The following is an 18,536-nucleotide window of genomic DNA, read 5'->3' as shown; positions in this document are numbered from 1 at the left end:
GCCCGGTATAGTCGCACAGGCAGCTGTCGAGCAGTTCGTTGAAACGGGCAGGACGGCGCAGTGCATCGCATTTTTCCAGCAATTCGACGAGCGTTGACGCGCGCATCTCGCCAGCCCGGTGGATGGTTCCGTGATGGCGGGCCATCAGCAGTGCCAGATCGCGGCAGTCGTTGGGCACGCGCAGGCGCTCGCTGAGCGTCTCGCACAGGGCGACGCTGCGCATTTCGTGGCCGATGTGCCGGGGCAGGATGTCGGCCGGTGTCTGGGCCTTGCCGAGGTCGTGGCACAGTGCCGCGTAGCGGACGGTCAGCGGAAACTGGCGGCCGGCAGCCTGGTCGATGACCATCAGGGTATGGATGCCGGTGTCGATTTCCGGGTGATAGTCGGCGCGTTGCGGTATGCCGAACAGCGCATCAACCTCCGGCAACAGCCGGGCCAGCGCACCGCAGTCGCGCAGGACCTCGAACATCCGCGATGGCTTTTCTTCCATCAGTCCTTTGGCCAGTTCCTGCCAGATGCGTTCGGCGACCAAGTGATCGACCTCGCCATCGGCGACCATCCGGCGCATCAGGGCCAGCGTTTCCGGGGCAATCGAGAAATCGGTGAAGCGGGCGGCAAAACGGGCCAGGCGCAGGATGCGCACCGGGTCTTCGGCAAAGGCCGGGCCGACGTGGCGGAGGATTTTGTCCTGCAGGTCGCGTTGACCGTGGAAGGGATCGACCAGCTCGCCCGCCTCGTCCCTGGCCATCGCATTGATGGTCAGGTCGCGGCGGCCGAGATCCTCTGCCAGCGTGACGTCGGGCGCGGCGTGGAAGGCGAAGCCGTGATAGCCGCGGCCGGTCTTGCGCTCGGTTCGGGCGAGCGCGTATTCCGCCTGCGTCTCCGGGTGCAGGAACACCGGAAAATCCTTGCCGACCGGCCGGAAACCAGCCGCCAGCATGCTTTCCGGGGTGGCGCCGACGACCACGTAATCGCGGTCGGCGCAGGCGCGACCGAGCAATTCATCCCGGACGGCGCCGCCGACGATGAATACCTGCACGACGGGCGGAGTCGCTCTCAGCGACCGGCGCGGAAGCGGAAGCTGTCGAGCTTGCCCTTCGGCGTTTTTCCGGCGATGTAGGTCGGTGCGATCGCTTCCACTGCGGTCGGCTTCCAGCCGGCGGGCAACTGGCAGTCACCTTCGCAGACGCTGTCGACCTGCATCGAGCGCAGGTTGTCCGGCGACATCAGCGGATTCGGTGCCAGCCACATCAGCCCGGCCTGCAGGTAAGCCCAGCCTTCGGACAGCGGAACGATGCGGGCCTTGCTGCCGGTCAGCCTGGCGGTGTAGTCGACCAGCTGGCGCAGCGTGTACACCTGCGGGCCGACCAGGTCGTAAGCCTGGCCGAAAGTGCTGACATCGCTCAGGCTGTTGACGAAGGCATCGGCGACGTCGGCAGCCCAGACCGGCTGGAAACGGGCATGGCCGAAGCCGAGCGGGAAGATCGGGGCGATCTTGAGGATCTTGGCGAACATCGACAGGAAGGAATCACCAAGGCCGAAGATCACCGACGGACGGAAGACCGTGACGTCGAGTTCGCCGGCGGCAGCCATCACGATGGCTTCACCTTCACCCTTGGAGGCGAGATATTCGGAAGGGCCTTTCGGATCGGCCTTGAGTGCGCTCATGTGCACCAGGCGGCGGACGCCGGTGGCCTTGCAGGCAGCGACGATCTTCTTTGGCAGCTCGACATGGGCCTTGGCGAAATCGTCGCTGTACGGCAGCTTGACGTCGCGGCTGTGCAGGATGCCGACCAGATTGATCACCGCATCGTGGCCGCGCATCAGTGCGGTCAACGTTTCCTGGCAATGAATATTGGCTTCCGGCATGTCCACGCCAGGCTGCATGATCAGCGCCTTGGTCCGCTCGCGGCGGCGCGTCGGTACGGTGACTTCAATACCGCGCTGGGCCAGACGATTGACGATATAGGTACCGACAAAACCGCTACCCCCCAGCAGCAAGACCTTCTTGATACTCATCTGGAACCCCGCCATACGTTTCGTGAAACTACAATTTTACGGCAAATGCGCCGACCCCGGCATGGGCTTGTGCGTTCGTTCAGCGCTCAATGGAATCCAGTGCGCGGGCGACAGCTGCATCGAACAGGGGCGGTTGCCCGAGCTTGCGGGCATTGCCGCTTTTCAGCTGGCTGTCGAGGAGCATCGGATGAACCGAAACGGCCAGCATCAGCGCGGGATTGAAGAACAGGTAACGGCCGCTCGCTGCGCTCTGGTGACAGAGACAAAGCGGGTGGTGGCTGCCGTCCAGCGGCAATTCCATCCAATCGCCGACGGCATGAGCGCCGCGCGCAGTGCCGGAAGGTGGCGAAGCGAAATCCATCGTGTGCAGGATCAGCGTGCCGGCTTCTATCCGGCCCTGCACCAGTTGCTTGCTGGAATTACCGATGCCGGCTGCGGCAATCGTCGGGATGCTGCCGGCCGGTTCGTTCTCTGCAGAGGCAGCCCGCAGAGCCCGGGTTTGCAGTGCGAAGCAGAGATCAAGAACTTCCGTCTGGGCATCTGGCGACAGCTGCAATGCTTCCATGCCGCTCTTGATGGCCTTGAGCACACCCGGTAGCTGGCGGGCCAGGGCCTTGCGCTGCTCGCTGTCGGCCTTTGGCTGGAAGGTCCAGAGAAGGGTCGACAAGGTATTGGCGTGTTCCTGCCAGGACTGGCTTTCCGGTCCCTGTTCGAACCAGGTTTTCTCGAGCAGCCGTTTCCAGTCCTGACGGATGAAGCGCTGCAGGCCTTCCGGAATCTCGTCCATACCCAGACCGTCGAACAACTGCTGGATATCGCGCGATGCCTGGTCGCGGCGGTCGAGCTGGTGCAGGAGCGGCAGGTAGCTCGCCGCTTGCCGGACGGTCTCGTCGTGGCGTGCTTGCAGCACTTCCGCCAAGGCATCCGCGGCAGTGACAAAGGCGCCGACATCACCGGCAAAGCCGTTGCGCAGCCGGCTGGCAATCTCGAACAGCCGCGTGCATGTCGGATGCTGGATCGAAACATCGATGGGCAAGCCAATGAGGGCCTGGCCCATGCGGTTGATCACCAGACGGCAGGGGTGTTCGGTGCGGGTGAACAGCGAGCTGTCCTTCAGGGCCAGTTTGACGATGCTGACCTGGAGGCTGGAAATCAGCGTTTTGAGCACATCCGGCAGTTGCTGATCGGAAAAAATGGCTTCGCAGATCAGCCCCACGGAATCGATCGCCTGCCCTTCCGCAACATTTGAGGGAATGCCAAGATCACGTGCGCGGATCGGTTGGGCCGGCGTTTCGGCTGGTTTTGGCGTATCGCTGAACAATCCGGGGATCAGGGACTCCAGATTGGGTGAAGTCGCTGTCAGGAAATCGTTGCTGTTGCGTTGGGTCCGCTCCATCTGATCGAGGCGGAAGAGGAGATTGTCGAGGCTGGCCTGGCTGATCAGCGGGCTGCCGCGCCCGGAAAATCCGCCGGCACCCTGCTGGCCGGAAAGCCTGGCCAGCAGGTTTTCCGATGTGGTCGACGGGGGCTGGGGGGCTGCGGTCGCCCCTGGTTTTGCCGCAACCGGGCTCTCCTGCGTACCGATGATGCCTGGCTGCGCGGCTTCGGCGCCGGCCTGATCGAGCAGCGCGTCGATCTGGGTATAGAGAATCGGCAAACCATCGCGCAACACGACTTCGATACGGTCGAGCAGATCCAGCTTTTCTTCGAGCGAGGTGGCACCTGCGGCCTGGAACAGCGCCAGCAGGCCGTGGGTGATCCCTGGCGGACCGACCGGATTATCGGTCTTGGGCAGATCGGGCCGGCCGAGCAAGGTGACGAAGCGCAGATGCGTCTTCCATAGCGGGACGCTGGTCGTCTCTGCCAGCCGGGTGCTCAGATTGTCTAGACGGATGTTCAGTTCAAGGTCATCGTCGCCGACCAGCGATATCCGTGACGATGTCAGTCCTTTGGCCTCTTCGGCGAAACCACCGCGACGCCGGCTTGCCACCATGTCGTCAAAGTACCGGCCAGCGCCATCAACGATGGCGGCAATCGCCGCTTCCGAGGCAAGTTTGCTGTCCCGCAACAGGGCTGCGAGATGTCCGAGAAAATACGCCCGACAAGTCTTCTGGATGTCGAAGCGGTCAAATGCTGCAGAGGTTTTTGCGGTATTCACAAGCAGGTTCGCGTACTCACGGTCGCCGTATCGACGGATTTGTCGAAAGCGCCATTCTGGCACCGAGCGGGCGGGAGGGCACGCTTTTCATGGTAAATCACGGTCTTTCATTGGCGCCGCGGATGCTGGCGTGATCACGCCAAGTCGTGTTTTCAGGGAATCCGGCTTGCCGGTGAACTGTGCCGAGTAGTAAACCGCGTTGCTCATCACCTTCTTCACATAATCGCGCGTTTCCGAGAACGGTATGGTTTCCGCGTAGATCGCGCCTTCCAGTGGCTGTTCGGCGCGCCAGCGCTTGGCCCGGCCGGGGCCGGCATTGTAGGCTGCAGAGGCGAGTACCGGGTGATTGTCGAGGTTTTCCATGACGATGCGCATGTAGGATGTTCCCAGCAGCACGTTGACGTCGGTGTCGTTGACCTGGCTATGGCTGAAGTTGGTCAGGCCGATCTTCTTGGCCACCCACTTGGCGGTGGCCGGCATCAGCTGCATCAGGCCGGAGGCGCCGACGCTTGATCGGGCGCTGGTGATGAACCGGCTCTCCTGGCGCATCAGGCCGTATACCCAGGCGTCATCCAGCGATTGCTGGCGGGCTACCGGGCGGATCTGGTCGGCGAAGGGCGAGAGGAAGCGCAGCGTGTAGTCGTGCTCGTTGCGCGTGCGGTCGGCGGTATTGATCGCCCGGTCCCAGATCCGGTTCTGCTGAGCCAGGTCGGCCGCTGCCAGCAGTTCGCGGTCGTTCATGCCGCGCAGCGACCAGTTCCATTCGCGTACGGCTTCGGTGCGCATGTCCAGCTGGAACAGCGTGAGTGCTCGCTGCAGTCCGGGGTTATCGCGGGCGGCACGGATTTCATCGCTGCTCTGGGCGGCGGCACGGGTGGGCGTCTGGATGATGCGGCCGAGTTCCTCGTCAGCCAGGTTGCCGTAGAAGTGTGCCTGGCCGGCAATTTTGGCGAACAAGGCATCGGCTTCACTGCTGCGGCCGCCGGCCTTGTAGGCGCGGCCCAGCCAATAGACCCATTCCGGACGGGCGGCGAGTTCCGGCGGCATCGCTTCGATGCTGCTGCGGACTTCGCCCCAGGCCAGTGCGCGCAGGGCGCTGCGCACTTTCCATTGATGATTCTCTTCGCTGAGCGGGGTGTTGCCGGCACTGGCATACCATCCCAGGGTCTCCGGCAGATGCTTGCGCGCTGCCTGGAGGGCGATCTGGCTCCAGGCCCATTGCGTCTCCGGGCGCTGCAACTGGCTCTGGCGTTTTTCCAGTTCGCGGGCGGCAGTGGCGGGATCGTTGGCTGCCACGTAGCGGATGGCGATGGCGGTCAGCTCACGGCCGCTGCGCGTGGTGTGCCAGCTGGCGGGCTGGCGTGCCAGGTAGGACATGGCGTTCTTGACTGCGGCGTCGAAGCTGCCGCCATCGGGCAACTGGCTGTCCGGCAGGTAGTTCAGCGTACGCCGGGCCCAGACTGGCCGGTTGGCTTCGATTTGCAGACGCGCCCTCGCCCAGGCGGCATCGCTGTCGATGCGTCGGGTCGCGACCAGCAGGTCGAGCAGAGGCTGGCAGCCTTCCGGCGGTTCGAGCATGGTCAGCCACAGGTTCTGGGCTTCGTCGATGACGCTGCGGTCGCCGCGAGCCCAGCGGGCCTGCTGGTTGAGGCAGGTGATTTCCGGTTCCGGGGCGCGCAGTTTCGGGTATTCGGCTTCGATCAGGTTCCACGTGGAACGCCGGGCCAGCCAGCGCAGCCAGTCGGCGCGCAGTTTCTCGGCCACGTAGCTGCCATCGTTGGCGTTCAGGAAGCCGGGAATGCCACTGGTCTCGTCGCGGGCCATCAGGTTGCGCAGCCGGTAATTTTCCGCGTAGGACGCCAGCGGGTGTTTGCCGATGCCGGCAACAGCGGCTTCGAGACGGTTCAGGTCGCCCTTGCGAAAGGCTTCGCGGGCGGCGAGGAACTGGCTGTTGTCGGCGGTCTGGGCGACAGCGGAAAAGCTCAGGGTGAAGGCAATGAGTAAAACGCAAAACTTCATGCTAGATTTGGCCGGATGATGAGTCTGTCTGAGGATAGCACGGCCCGGCGACGGGCCTTGCGGCGCGAGATGGCAAGCCGGCGCATGGCGCTCGGCGAGGCGGCGCATGCGCGCCTGTCCGGGCAGATTGTCGAAATCCTGCGGTCGACGCTGCCCAGACCCGAAATTTGCGCCTTTTGCTGGCCGATCAAGAACGAGCCCGATGTGCGGGCGATTGTCGGGGATTGGGTCGAACAAGGAACACGCGCTGCCCTGCCGGTCGTGATCGATGAAGCGGCGCCCTTGCGCTTTCGGGCCTGGCACGGGCAATCCGTGCTGCAGGCCGATCGCTACGGCATTCCGACGCCGGTCGATGGCGACTGGCTGGTGCCCGACCTGATCCTGTTGCCGCTCAACGGTTTCGATGCGGCCGGCTATCGCCTCGGCTACGGTGGCGGCTATTTCGACCGGACGCTGGCAACGCTGCGGCCACGACCGCTGACGGTCGGTGTCGGCTTCGAGATCAACCGGGTCGACAGCATTCATCCGGAAAGTCATGATCAGCGTCTGGACTGGATCGTTACCGAAGCCGGTGCGTTCAGGCCCGGCGACTGAAGCCGATGACGGCGATCGCATAGAGCAGTCCGGCGGCGCCGGCGAGCAGCGCCTGGCGGAAATCGTAGAGGCCGGTCTTCAGCGCCAGTTCGATCGAATAGCCGTGATGCAGGCCAAGGAGCAAGGCGCCGATGGCGAGGACGAACCACAGGCGGCGCGTGCTGGTAGGCAGTTTGCGGTGGAAAAAGCATTCGAGGGCGAGGCCGCTGGCGACCGCCTGACCCAGCAGGCCGGCAACCAGCGCCAGCAGGCTGAGCTGGTAGGCGTTCATGCGGCGCGGCAGCCGGCTGCCAGCCGGCGCAGGGCTTCGTCCAGCGTCGCCGGCGGACAGCCGAAGTTGAGGCGCAGCCAGCTGGGGGCGCCAAAATCCCGGCCTTCGGACAGGCCGATGCCATGCGTCTCGAAATGCGCGTGCGGGTTTTCCAGCCCGAGTTCGCGGACATCGAGCCAGGCCAGGTAGGTGGCTTCGACGTGGCTGGTTTTTACCCCGGCCAGGCCGTTGACCGCAGCATCGACGCGGTCGCGGTTGGCACGGAGCACGGCGAGCAGTTCGCGGTGCCAGTCGCCGCAATCGCGGTAGGCGGCTTCGCAGGCGGCCAGCCCGAGCACATTCACATGCGGCACGATGCCGTCCATCGCGCGCAGGAAGCGGCGACGCAGGCCGGCATCGGGAATGACCGCGAAGGCGCAGCCCAGTCCGGGGATGTTGAAGGTCTTCGACGGCGCCATCAGCGTGATGCTGCGTCGTGCCGCTTCGGGCGACAGGCTGGCGAACGGAATGTGCTGTTTGTCGGTGTCGAGGATCAGGCCGCAGTGGATTTCGTCGGAACAGACGATGAGGTCGTTGCGCTCGGCGAAATCGGCCAGATCGAGCAGTTCTTCGCGGTTCCAGCAGCGGCCGACCGGGTTGTGCGGATGGCACAGCAGGAACAGCCGCGTTGTTGCGGTCGACGCCGCCTGCAGGGCATTTTTGTCCCACTGCCAGTGGCCTGCGGCGCAGGTCAGATCGACGCTGTGCAAGGCCCGGCCCGACAGCCGGGGGGCGGACAGGAAAGGCGGGTAAATCGGCGTTGCCGTCAGTACGTCACCGTCAATCGCCCGGCAGGCGATGTTCAGGCCGCTGACCAGGCCTGGCAGCCAGACGATCCATTCGGCTTCGATCGTCCAGGAATATTCAGCTTGCAGGTGAGCAAGCACTGACTCCGTCAGCGTTGGCGGTGTTGCGCCGTAACCGAAAACGCCATGCGCGAGGCGTCGCTGGACGGCCTCGATGACCGCCGGCGGCGCGGCGAAATCCATGTCGGCGACCCACAGCGGCAGGATGTCGCGACCGGCATAGCGGCCCCATTTGATGGAATCGCCATGCCGTCGGTCGATGACGGTGGTGAAGTCGTTCAAACGTCCAGGTGCTCGTAAAGCGCGGTGGACAGGTAGCGTTCGCCGCAGGACGGAATGATGACGACGATCAGCTTGCCGGCATTTTCCGGGCGCCTGGCCAGTTCCAGCGCGGCCCAGGTGGCGGCGCCGGAGGAAATGCCGACGAGCAGGCCTTCGTCCGTCGCCATCCGGCGGGCGGTGGCGAAAGTGTCGTCGTTGCGGACGCGGATCACCTCGTCGTAGATAGCGGTGTTGAGCACGCCCGGGACGAAGCCGGCGCCGATGCCCTGGATCGGGTGTGGGCCCTTCTGGCCGCCGGACAGTACCGGCGAGGCATCGGGTTCGACGGCAATGACCTTGACCCCGGGTTTTCTCGCTTTCAGGACTTCGCCGATGCCGGTGACGGTGCCGCCGGTGCCGACGCCGGCAACGATGATGTCGACCTGACCGTCGGTGTCGCGCCAGATTTCCTCGGCCGTCGTGTTGCGGTGGACCTCGGGATTGGCCGGATTTTCAAACTGCTGCGGGATGAAGTATTTCGGGTCGGCATCAGCCAATGCCTTGGCCTTGGCAATCGCGCCGCCCATGCCTTCGGCGCCCGGCGTCAGGATCAGTTCGGCACCGTAGGCCTTGAGCAGCAGCTTGCGTTCGCGGCTCATCGTTTCCGGCATGACGAACGCCGCCTTGATGCCGCGCGCGGCGCAGACCATCGCCAGGCCGATGCCGGTGTTGCCCGAGGTCGGCTCGAGGACGACGGTGTCCGGGCCGATCCTGCCGGCAGCGATGGCGGCGTCGAGCATGGCGACAGCGATGCGGTCCTTGACGCTGTGGCCGGGGTTGAAGAACTCCAGCTTGGCGACGACGGTGGCGCCGCAGCCGGCGGTGAGGCGATTGAGCTTGACCAGCGGCGTGTTGCCGACCAGTGCGCTGATGTTGCTGGCGATGTTCATGGGTTTTCTCCGGAATCCGATGACGGCAGTCTAGTGGCTGCCTTGATCACCGCAAAGAATCAATTGGCAAGTTGTTATGAGATTTCGTGCTTAGCCGAGAAAGAGCTTGTACACCGGGTTGTCGCTTTCGTCCCAGTGCGCGTAGCCAAGGTTCTTCAGGAACTCGCGGAACTGCCCCATTTCGCCGGGTGGAACCTGCATGCCGACCAGCACGCGGCCATAATCGGCGCCGTGATTGCGGTAATGGAACAGGCTGATGTTCCAGCCGGCACTCATCTGGGTCAGGAAGTTCATCAGGGCGCCCGGCCGTTCCGGGAATTCGAAGCGGTACAGCAGTTCGCGCATCCCCTGCTCGCAAACCGCCGGTGCGTGACCGCCGACCATGTGACGAATATGGTTCTTGGCCATTTCGTCGTCGCTCAGGTCGAGCGTCGGGTAGCCGTGCTTCTGCAGGCTGTCGACCAGCTTCAGCGATTCCTTGCGGTCGACCACCTGGACGCCGACAAAAACATGCGCCTCGCTGGCCGTGTGGTAGCGGTAGTTGAACTCGGTGATGCTGCGTTTGCCGATCAGCGCCAGGAACTTCTTGTAGGCGCCCGGCTTCTCCGGCAGCGTGACGGCGAACACCGCCTCGCGCTGTTCGCCGAACTCGGCGCGCTCGGCGACGAAGCGCAGGCGGTCGAAGTTCATGTTGGCACCGGAAGTCACGGCCACCAGGTTCTTGTCCTTGAGCTTGTTCTGGCGGGCGTATTCCTTGGCCCCGGCGACGGCCAGCGCGCCCGAGGGTTCGAGGATCGAACGCGTGTCCTCGAAGACATCCTTGATCGCGGCGCAGATGGCGTCGGTATCGACCAGGATGATGTCGTCGAGGTGTTCCTTGCACAGGCGGAAGGTTTCCTCACCGACGAACTTGACCGCCGTGCCGTCGGCGAACAATCCGACCTGCGGCAGGCGCACGCGGTGTCCCTTGGCGATCGACTGTTTCATCGCGTCGGCGTCGAAAGTCTCGACCCCGATGACCTTGATTTCCGGGCGCAGGCGCTTGATGTAGGCGGCCACGCCGGCGGCCAGGCCGCCGCCGCCGATGGCGCAGAAAACGGCGTGGATCGGCCCGTTGTGGCGCGAATGCTGGCGCAGGATTTCCAGCGCGGTGGTGCCCTGGCCGGCGATCACTTCCGGGTCATCAAAAGGATGAACAAAGGTCAGTTTCTCGCTTTTTTCCAGTTCCAGCGCGTGCGCGTAGGCTTCATCATAGGACTCGCCATGCAGCACGACTTCGCCACCCCGCCGTTTCACCGCTTCGATCTTGATCCCCGGCGTCGACGTCGGCATGACGATGACCGCCCGGCAGCCCAGCTTGGCCGCCGACAGCGCCACGCCCTGGGCATGGTTGCCGGCGGAGGCGCAGATGACGCCGCGCTTGAGCTTCTCGGCCGACAGGCTGGCGATCTTGTTGTAGGCGCCGCGCAGCTTGAAGGAAAACACCGGCTGCATGTCCTCGCGCTTCAGCCAGATACGGTTATGGACCCGGGCGGACAGGTTGCCGGCCAGGTCCAGCGGCGTTTCCACCGCCACATCGTAAACCTGGGCATTGAGTACTTTTTCGAGATAATCCGGGTGCATGGCGCAATTCGACAAGGCAAAAGGGAGATTCTACGGGTGGAGTGGATAAACGTCACGGCGGAACAAGGGCTTGCCGGCCTGTTCCTCAGCAGTTTTCTTGCCGCAACCCTGTTGCCCGGCGGCTCGGAAGCGGTGCTCTGGGGCTTTCTGAAAATGCACCCGGAACAGGCGTCGACCGCGCTATGGCTGGCGACGCTGGGCAATACGGCCGGCGGCATGACGTCCTGGGCCTGCGGCCGCTTCCTGCCGCGCTGGCAGCGACTCGATCAACTGCCGCAGATGCATCACCTGCAACGCTGGGGCAGCCCTGCCCTGCTCTTTTCCTGGCTGCCGCTGGTCGGCGATGCGCTGTGTCTTGCCGCCGGCTGGTTGCGCCTGCACTGGTTGCCGTGCTGCCTGTTCATGGCGCTCGGCAAGTTCGCCCGCTACTGGCTGGTGGCGCAAAGTGCGCTGACGAACTGAACCCTGAGCCGGTGTCGTGGTCCACTGGCCCCGCGTGTTGCGCCGCAATACGCTAAAATCCATCTTTTGACAGATCCCGGCTGCTTCCATGACCGCCCGCCTGCGCGAAATCCCGTACAACTACACTTCGTTTTCCGATCGCGAGATCGTCATCCGGCTGCTTGGCGCCGACAACTGGGCAGCGCTCGACGAACTGCGCAGCGAGCGCGTCACCGGCCGCTCGGCGCGCATGCTCTACGAGGTGCTGGGCGACATCTGGGTGGTCCAGCGCAATCCCTACCTGGAAGATGATCTGCTCGACAACCGCGAGCGCCGCGATGCGCTGGTCAATGCCCTGCGCCACCGGCTGAAGGAAGTCGAGAAGCGGCGCACGGAAAGCGAATCGGAGGATCACGAGCGTTCGGAAAAAGTCCGTCGGCTGGTGCTTGCCGCCCAGGAAGCGGTTGATCGTTTCGAAGCCCATTTCGGCAAGACCATCGACCTGCGCCGCAAGGTGTTGAAGTATCTCGGCAAGCACACCCGCCGCGACAACATCGCCTTCGACGGTCTGGCCCGCGTCTCGCACGTCACCGATGCGACCGACTGGCGTGTCGAATACCCGTTTGTCGTCCTCTATCCGGATACCGAAGAAGAAATCGGCCACCTCGTCCGTGGCTGCATCGAAGCCGGCCTGACCATCATCCCGCGTGGCGGCGGTACCGGCTACACCGGCGGCGCCGTGCCGCTGACGCCCTACTCGGCGGTGATCAATACGGAAAAACTGATCGACATCGGTCCGGTCGAGGAACTGGTGCTGGCCGGCCATGAAACGCCGTACGCAACGATTCGTACCGGTGCCGGCGTCGTCACTGACCGCGTCTCCGAAGCTGCTTCGCTGGCCGGCCGCGTCTTCGCCGTCGACCCGACCTCGGCGTCGGCCTCGTGCATCGGCGGCAACATCGCCATGAACGCCGGCGGCAAGAAGGCCGTGCTGTGGGGTACCGCGCTCGACAATCTGGCCTGGTGGAAGATGGTCGATCCGGACGGCAACTGGCTCGAAGTCGAACGCGTCAATCACAACTACGGCAAGATCCACGAGCAGGAAAACGTCGAATTCCGCGTCAAGCGCTTCGATCCGAGCGGCAGGAAGCTGCTCGGCGAGGAAGTCCTGGTCATGCCCGGCGCTGCCTGCCGCAAGACCGGCCTGGGCAAGGACGTCACCGACAAGTTCCTCGGCGGCATTCCTGGTGTGCAGAAGGAAGGTACCGACGGCATCATCGTCGCCGCCCGCTGGGTGCTGCACAAGATGCCGCCGGTGACGCGCACCGTCTGCCTGGAGTTCTTCGGCCAGGTGCGCGAAGCAGTGCCGGCGATCGTCGAGATCACCGACTACTTCAAGCCGGGCGGCGCCGGCAATGCGGCGGGCGTTCTGCTCGCCGGCCTGGAACACCTCGACGAGCGCTACGTCAAGGCGGTCGGTTACGCGACCAAGGCCAAGCGTCACGGCCGACCGAAGATGGTGCTGATCGGCGATATCGTCGGTTATGACGAAAAGGCGGTGATGGCTGCCGCGTCGGATGTCGTACGCATGTGCAACCTGCGCGCGGCCGAGGGCTTTATTGCGGTCGACGGTGAAACGCGCAAGAAATTCTGGCTCGACCGTTCGCGCACCGCCGCCATCTCGCGTCATACCAACGCCTTCAAGGTCAACGAGGACGTGGTCATCCCGCTGCCGCGCATGGGCGAATACTGCGACGGCATCGAACGCATCAACATCGAGCTGTCGACGCAGAACAAGCTGGCGCTGTGCGCTGCGCTGAGCGAATTCCTGCAGGGCGAACTGCCGTTGCACGCCGGCGATGCCAACCTCGACAAGGACGTGCTGATCGGCGATCGCAAGCAGGCCGCACTGGACTACGTCGAAGCCGTCCGCCTGCGCTGGGAATGGCTGCTGGACAACCTCGACCTGCCGCTGGCCGAAGCCGAGTCGCGCTTTGCGTCGTACGGTGTGGTCGCCGGCGAACTGACCAACAAGGCGGCCAATCCTAAGCTGTTCCATCGCTTGCAGGACTATTCGGTCCGTACCTCGTGGAAGCTGGAGCTGAAAGCCCGCCTGGCCAAGATTTTCGACGGCGCGATGTACCGGCCGATCCTTGAGCGGATCGAGGCGATCCACAAGGAAGTGCTGCGCGGCCGCGTTTTCGTCGCGCTGCACATGCATGCCGGCGACGGCAACGTGCACACCAACATCCCGGTCAATTCCGACAACTACGAGATGCTGCAGACAGCCAACAAGGCGGTCGAGCGCATCATGCATCTCGCCCGTGGGCTGGATGGCGTGATTTCGGGCGAACACGGCATCGGCATCACCAAGCTGGAGTTCCTGACCGAGGAGGAAATCGGTCCCTTCCGCGCCTACAAGCAGAAGGTCGATCCGGAAGGCCGCTTCAACAAGGGCAAGCTGATGGCCGGGGGCGACCTGACCAATGCTTACACACCGTCGTTCAACCTGCTCGGTGCCGAGTCGCTGATCATGGAGCAGTCCGAGATCGGCAAAATCTCCGACATGGTCAAGGACTGCCTGCGTTGCGGCAAGTGCAAGCCGGTCTGCTCGACGCATGTGCCGCGGGCCAACCTGCTCTACAGCCCGCGCAACAAGATCCTCGCCACTTCGCTGCTGGTCGAGGCCTTCCTCTACGAAGAGCAGACCCGGCGCGGCATTTCGCTGAAGCACTTCGACGAGTTCAACGATGTTGCCGACCATTGCACGGTCTGCCACCGCTGCCTGAAGCCTTGTCCGGTCGACATCGATTTCGGCGATGTTTCTGTCGCCATGCGCAATTTCCTGCGCAAACAGGACAAGAAGCGCTTCAGCCCGGGCACCGTGGCGGCGATGACCTACCTGAACCTGAAGGACCCGGCGACGATCAAGCTGATGCGTGGCGTCATGATGGACTTCGGCTTCAAGGCCCAGCGCCTGGCGCACAAGGCGGCCAAGGCGCTCGGCCTGGTCCAGGAGACGCGTAAGCACCCGCCCGCCTCGCTCGGTGCGCCGTCGGTGAAGACCCAGGTGATCCACTTCCTCAACCGGCCGATGCCAGGCAACTTGCCCAAGCGTACCTCGCGCGCGCTGCTCGATATCGAGGACGACAAGGTCATCCCGGTGATCCGTAATCCGAAGAAAACGACGGAGGAGTCTGATGCCGTCTTCTATTTCCCGGGCTGCGGTTCCGAGCGCCTGTTCTCGCAGGTTGGCCTGGCGACCCAGGCGATGCTCTATGAAGTCGGTGCAACCACGGTTCTGCCACCGGGTTACCTGTGCTGCGGCTATCCACAGAATGCGTCCGGTGATGAGGACAAAGGCCAGAAGATCACGACCGACAACCGCGTGCTCTTCCACCGTGTTGCCACGACCCTGAACTATCTCGACATCAAGACGGTGATTGTTTCATGTGGAACCTGCATGGATCAGTTGCAGAAGTACCAGTTCGAGAAAATCTTCCCGGGCTGTCGCCTGCTCGACATCCACGAGTACCTGATGGAAAAGGGCATCAAGCTCGAAGGCGTCGAGGGTACGCGCTACATGTACCACGATCCCTGCCACACGCCGATGAAGGCCTATGCGCCGCTTGCCGTGACCAAGGCCTTGATGGGCCAGGATGTGCCGCTGACCGACCGCTGTTGCGGAGATTCCGGCTCCTTCGCCTACTCGCGCCCGGATATTGCGACGCAGGTGAAGTTCCGCAAGCAGCAGGAAATCGAAAAGGGCGCAGCGCAACTGCGAGCCGATGGATTTGCTGGTGAAGTGAAGATCCTGACCTCCTGTCCGGCCTGTCTGCAGGGCTTGTCCCGCTACGATGACGACGCCGGCACGCAGGCCGACTACATCGTCGTCGAGATGGCCAAGCACCTGCTGGGTGACAACTGGATGGCGGAATACGTCGGCAAGGCCAATACGGGCGGAATCGAACGCGTGTTGCTCTGAATCAAGGGTTTTCGCAACGCTTGACCGCAGAATCCATGGTGTTTTGCAGCGGCCTCTTGCAGGATGAAGGGGCTGGTGCAATCCTATGGAAAACTACAGGACTTGATCGTGACTGCAAGCGTTTGCGAACTGTGTGCCGAATCCCGGGAAGTTGTTCTCTGGCAATCGACCGACTGCCGTGTTGTACGGGTCGATGACCCGGCACAGCCCGGGTTTTGCCGCGTTATCTGGAATGCCCATGTCAGGGAGATGACGGATCTTGATGCCGCCTCGCGCAGCATCCTGATGTCGGTCGTTTTTGCCGTCGAAGCGGCTGTTCGCCAGTGCTTTTCACCGGACAAGATCAACCTCGCCAGCTTCGGCAATGTCGTACCGCATCTGCATTGGCATGTCATTCCCCGCTGGACGGATGACCGGCATTTCCCGGAACCGATCTGGGGTCGCATCCAGCGGACGTCGACGACGATAAGGCCGGTAATTGACGACCCCGAACTGGCGGCGGCGATCACCTGCCGGATTGCGCAAGAGGGATTGGCATGAACGATAACCAGCAATATGCATGCATCGAGATTGTCGATCTGGTCAGTGGTACATACTATCTCGGCGGATTGATGCTGGCTAATCCAGCGGTGGCCGAGCGGCAGTTGACCGGGTTTCTCGATGCCCTGCTCGCAACCCCGCCCGATCCAGGGGTCTTTTTTCAACTGCTTGAACAAGCCCGGGTGCCCTTGTGCTTTGTCGAGGAGGAAATGGCACGTGCCTATCACAACAAGGCGGTGCCGCTGACGGCCGAGGAAGAATCGGCCTTCCAGATGGTGGTGCAGGCTTGGCACAAGATGAGCAAGGCCTATGCACTATGTGCCAGCCTGGAAGAACCGGCGACGGAAGATCCCGGTTACCAGGAACTGATGGCGACGATACTGCATCGCTGCATCTACTACACCGGTATGGTCATTCTTGAGCACTACCGTGCTCGTCGCGAATTGCCGCCCGGCATCTGGCTCGATTTTCACGGGTTTTACGAAACGGCCGAAGAATGGGGCATCGCTTTCACGCCGGTCAGCGATACGCTGGAAAACAGCGTCCAGGCGACCCACTGTGCGGCAGCCTACATCACGCTGTTGCTGATCGATGTTGCCAGTCCATACAGCAACAGTGTGCGTAACCTCAACCTGATCCGCCGCTGGGCGGCAATGTGGGCGCCGCTGGTCGGTATCGGCACGCTCGACAATGATCTTGAGTTGCCGCCGTATGTCGTCGAATTGATGAAGGATCAGCCGCTGCACCCCAGTGTCTCGGTCGAAGGCTCGGCAAGCGATGTCCGGCGCCTGGATACGGGCCGGCTGGGCCTGCAGATCGATCATATGCTCAGTCAGCTGCGCATGCGTTTCACACCATCGCAACTTGGTCTGGGCGAGGAAAGTGCGAGTCATGTCGGCAAGGTGCTCGAGCACCTTGCCAAACCGTGGTCACAGTCCGCCTCGGCCCGTCGCTTCCGGCGTTTTGCCAGTGAGGGTACGGCCAGGCTGGTGACTGGCTTTGATGCCATGTACTTTCACATCAGCGGTGAAGCGTTTCAACAACCTGATTCAGCCGTCGCCTACTCCCGTGGGGATTTCGACCAGCTATTCACCTTCCGCGACCGGGCAGATCCGGCTCAGGCCCTGGTCATCAAGCCACGTGCCGATTTTCCGCTGGAGGACTGGTCAGTCATCAATCATTCAGCCAATGGTTTTCGATTGGCTCGCAGCGAGGCCGGGCAGCGTATCCTGCACGGCCAGTTGATGGCAGTGTGCCCTCATGACGGTGACCGCTTCCTGCTGGCTTACGCCACCTGGCTGATGCAGGAAGAGTCGGGGGGGGTCGTCGTCGGTCTGGCAACATTGCCGGGAATTCCGCGCGGGGTTTGCTTCCGGCCACTGGACCAGGAAGGTGTCGCGATGACGGACCGCTATGCGTCGGGATTCGTCCTGCCGGCACTGCCCGCCATTGGCGAGGAAACTTCGCTGGTATTGCCCTCTGGTCACTACCACGCAGGACGGGAACTCGAGCTGGTTTCGGGGGAACGTACCCGACGGGTGAGAATGAATCACGTGCTGCAACGGCAGGCGGATTTCGACAGGATCAGCATCATCGAACTTTGAACGCTCGCAGTTTCGGCGCTTCAAGGTAAACTAGTCAATCTGGTGTGGAGAGAATAATGGCCGGTATGGAAAAAGATACCCCGATTCCGGAGGTGATCCGTTTGCACACGAAGAGCCGGGTGCTGGAACTGGGTTATGGCGAGCAGTCCTTTCGCCTGGATTTCGAATACCTGCGGGTGTTTACCCCGTCCGCCGAGGCGCGGGGGCATGCCCCGGGACAGGAGACGCTGCAGGTGGGCAAGCGCAATGTAGATCTGCTGGCCCTGGAGCCGGTGGGCACCTACGCACTGAAACTGGTGTTTTCCGATGGCCATGACAGCGGCCTTTATACCTGGGACCTGTTGCATAATCTCGCCCTACATCACGACGAGCTCTGGGCGGAGTATCTGCGGCTGGTCGAGGCGCAAGGGGCGTCGCGCGATATCGACGATACGCCACGCCACAGCGGATCATCCTGTAGCCACCATCACTGATTGCCATGAAAAACGATACAACGCATTTTGGCTTCGAAACCGTTGCCGAGCAGGAAAAAGCCCGTCGCGTCGCCGACGTTTTCGACTCGGTCGCCAGCCGTTACGATCTGATGAACGATCTGATGTCGGGTGGCATGCACCGTCTGTGGAAGGCCTTCACGATTCAGCGCAGCGGTGTGCGTGAAGGTTCCCGTGTCCTCGATGTCGCCGGTGGTACCGGCGATCTGTCGCTGGCCTTCGCCAAACGCGTCGGCAAGACCGGGCAGGTCTGGCTGACCGACATCAACAATGCAATGCTCGCCCGTGGCCGCGATCGGCTGATGGACAAGGGCTACATGCTGCCGGTAGCGCAGTGCGATGCGGAAAAACTTCCGTTCCCGGATGACTGGTTCGATTGCGTGACCGTCGCCTTCGGCTTGCGCAACATGACGCACAAGGACCAGGCGCTGGCGGAAATGCGGCGTGTGCTGCGTCCTGGCGGGCGTTTGCTGGTGCTTGAGTTTTCCCAGGTATGGAAACCGCTGGCGCCGGTTTACGACTTCTATTCCTTCCAGGTCATCCCGCGCATCGGGCAGTTGGTGACCAAGGATTCCGACAGCTACCGCTACCTTTCCGAATCCATCCGCGTCCATCCGGACCAGGAAACGCTGAAATCGATGATGGAGACGGTCGGCTTCGAAAAGGTCGAGTACTTCAACATGGCGCTCGGTGTCGTTGCCCTGCACCGCGGCTTCAAGTTCTGAGGCGGACCGG

15 protein-coding genes are annotated in these 18,536 nt (G+C 62.9%); 7 read left to right on the top strand and 8 right to left on the bottom strand.

What is annotated here, in order from left to right; all coding sequences use genetic code 11:
* The 4 genes from BJN45_RS17145 to BJN45_RS17130 all read right to left on the bottom strand — a co-directional run.
* The coding region (locus tag BJN45_RS17145) for a multifunctional CCA addition/repair protein (RefSeq protein ID WP_076097472.1) at positions 1 to 1,039 on the bottom strand (1,039 nt) is incomplete at its 3' end.
* A gap of 17 nt (positions 1,040 to 1,056) precedes the next feature.
* Positions 1,057 to 2,019, bottom strand: a complete 963-nt coding sequence (locus tag BJN45_RS17140; RefSeq protein WP_076097470.1) for a complex I NDUFA9 subunit family protein — start codon at positions 2,017 to 2,019, stop codon at positions 1,057 to 1,059.
* 79 nt (positions 2,020 to 2,098) lie between these two features.
* The gene (locus BJN45_RS17135; protein WP_139326376.1) at positions 2,099 to 4,177 is read right to left on the bottom strand and encodes a DUF1631 family protein; all 2,079 of its coding nucleotides are present in this window, start codon (positions 4,175 to 4,177) and stop codon (positions 2,099 to 2,101) included.
* An 87-nt stretch (positions 4,178 to 4,264) separates the two neighbouring features.
* Positions 4,265 to 6,196, bottom strand: coding sequence for a lytic transglycosylase domain-containing protein (locus BJN45_RS17130; RefSeq protein ID WP_076097467.1), 1,932 nt, complete (start codon positions 6,194 to 6,196; stop codon positions 4,265 to 4,267).
* A 15-nt stretch (positions 6,197 to 6,211) separates the two neighbouring features.
* Here BJN45_RS17130 and BJN45_RS17125 point away from each other — a divergent pair, with 15 nt between their 5' ends.
* On the top strand, positions 6,212 to 6,790 hold the full coding sequence (locus BJN45_RS17125) for a 5-formyltetrahydrofolate cyclo-ligase (protein ID WP_083651393.1): 579 nt from the start codon (positions 6,212 to 6,214) through the stop codon (positions 6,788 to 6,790).
* On the opposite strand, the gene BJN45_RS17120 is transcribed toward BJN45_RS17125, so the two are convergent.
* From BJN45_RS17120 to ilvA, 4 genes are all read right to left on the bottom strand, one after another.
* Positions 6,774 to 7,061, bottom strand: coding sequence for a hypothetical protein (locus BJN45_RS17120; RefSeq protein WP_076097466.1), 288 nt, complete (start codon positions 7,059 to 7,061; stop codon positions 6,774 to 6,776). The two genes, BJN45_RS17125 and BJN45_RS17120, sit on opposite strands and share 17 nt — an antisense overlap.
* Complete coding sequence (locus BJN45_RS17115; protein ID WP_076097464.1) at positions 7,058 to 8,188, bottom strand: MalY/PatB family protein; 1,131 nt, start codon at positions 8,186 to 8,188, stop codon at positions 7,058 to 7,060. Before BJN45_RS17115 ends, BJN45_RS17120 begins: the two co-directional genes overlap by 4 nt.
* Entirely contained in the window at positions 8,185 to 9,117 is a 933-nt protein-coding gene (gene cysK / locus BJN45_RS17110) for a cysteine synthase A (protein ID WP_076097462.1), read from the bottom strand. The genes BJN45_RS17115 and cysK overlap by 4 nt, the downstream gene beginning before the upstream one ends.
* Before the next feature lie 90 nt (positions 9,118 to 9,207).
* Positions 9,208 to 10,740 carry a threonine ammonia-lyase, biosynthetic gene (ilvA, locus tag BJN45_RS17105; protein WP_076097460.1) on the bottom strand — a complete coding sequence of 511 codons (1,533 nt, stop codon included), beginning with the start codon at positions 10,738 to 10,740 and terminating at the stop codon, positions 9,208 to 9,210.
* Between the two features lie 36 nt (positions 10,741 to 10,776).
* Between ilvA and BJN45_RS17100 the strand changes: the two genes are divergently transcribed.
* From BJN45_RS17100 to ubiE, 6 genes are all read left to right on the top strand, one after another.
* Entirely contained in the window at positions 10,777 to 11,202 is a 426-nt protein-coding gene (locus BJN45_RS17100; RefSeq protein ID WP_076097458.1) for a YqaA family protein, read from the top strand.
* Between the two features lie 88 nt (positions 11,203 to 11,290).
* On the top strand, positions 11,291 to 15,166 hold the full coding sequence (locus BJN45_RS17095; protein ID WP_076097457.1) for a DUF3683 domain-containing protein: 3,876 nt from the start codon (positions 11,291 to 11,293) through the stop codon (positions 15,164 to 15,166).
* A 102-nt stretch (positions 15,167 to 15,268) separates the two neighbouring features.
* Positions 15,269 to 15,706: an HIT family protein gene (locus BJN45_RS17090; protein WP_430793462.1), complete on the top strand. Its 438-nt coding sequence runs from the start codon at positions 15,269 to 15,271 to the stop codon at positions 15,704 to 15,706.
* Positions 15,703 to 17,310 carry a hypothetical protein gene (locus BJN45_RS17085; RefSeq protein WP_076097453.1) on the top strand — a complete coding sequence of 536 codons (1,608 nt, stop codon included), beginning with the start codon at positions 15,703 to 15,705 and terminating at the stop codon, positions 17,308 to 17,310. Before BJN45_RS17090 ends, BJN45_RS17085 begins: the two co-directional genes overlap by 4 nt.
* Positions 17,311 to 17,366: 56 nt before the next feature.
* Complete coding sequence (locus tag BJN45_RS17080) at positions 17,367 to 17,783, top strand: gamma-butyrobetaine hydroxylase-like domain-containing protein (protein WP_076097451.1); 417 nt, start codon at positions 17,367 to 17,369, stop codon at positions 17,781 to 17,783.
* A gap of 5 nt (positions 17,784 to 17,788) precedes the next feature.
* Positions 17,789 to 18,526, top strand: a complete 738-nt coding sequence (gene ubiE, locus BJN45_RS17075; protein WP_076097449.1) for a bifunctional demethylmenaquinone methyltransferase/2-methoxy-6-polyprenyl-1,4-benzoquinol methylase UbiE — start codon at positions 17,789 to 17,791, stop codon at positions 18,524 to 18,526.
* Positions 18,527 to 18,536 lie beyond the last annotated feature (10 nt).

Origin of the sequence: Azonexus hydrophilus, from assembly GCF_001956855.1 — a bacterium.
Classification (GTDB): domain Bacteria; phylum Pseudomonadota; class Gammaproteobacteria; order Burkholderiales; family Rhodocyclaceae; genus Azonexus; species Azonexus hydrophilus_A.
Note: the sequence above shows the minus strand (reverse complement) of the source record. Positions and strands in the feature narration are given on the sequence as shown.

Coding starts and splice junctions, on each gene's coding strand:
- BJN45_RS17140 (WP_076097470.1), bottom strand. CDS start 2,019: ATGAGTATCAAGAAGGTCTTGCTGCTGGGGGGTAGCGGTTTTGTCGGT.
- BJN45_RS17130 (WP_076097467.1), bottom strand. CDS start 6,196: ATGAAGTTTTGCGTTTTACTCATTGCCTTCACCCTGAGCTTTTCCGCT.
- BJN45_RS17125 (WP_083651393.1), top strand. CDS start 6,212: ATGATGAGTCTGTCTGAGGATAGCACGGCCCGGCGACGGGCCTTGCGG.
- BJN45_RS17120 (WP_076097466.1), bottom strand. CDS start 7,061: ATGAACGCCTACCAGCTCAGCCTGCTGGCGCTGGTTGCCGGCCTGCTG.
- cysK (WP_076097462.1), bottom strand. CDS start 9,117: ATGAACATCGCCAGCAACATCAGCGCACTGGTCGGCAACACGCCGCTG.
- ilvA (WP_076097460.1), bottom strand. CDS start 10,740: ATGCACCCGGATTATCTCGAAAAAGTACTCAATGCCCAGGTTTACGAT.
- BJN45_RS17095 (WP_076097457.1), top strand. CDS start 11,291: ATGACCGCCCGCCTGCGCGAAATCCCGTACAACTACACTTCGTTTTCC.
- BJN45_RS17085 (WP_076097453.1), top strand. CDS start 15,703: ATGAACGATAACCAGCAATATGCATGCATCGAGATTGTCGATCTGGTC.
- BJN45_RS17080 (WP_076097451.1), top strand. CDS start 17,367: ATGGCCGGTATGGAAAAAGATACCCCGATTCCGGAGGTGATCCGTTTG.
- ubiE (WP_076097449.1), top strand. CDS start 17,789: ATGAAAAACGATACAACGCATTTTGGCTTCGAAACCGTTGCCGAGCAG.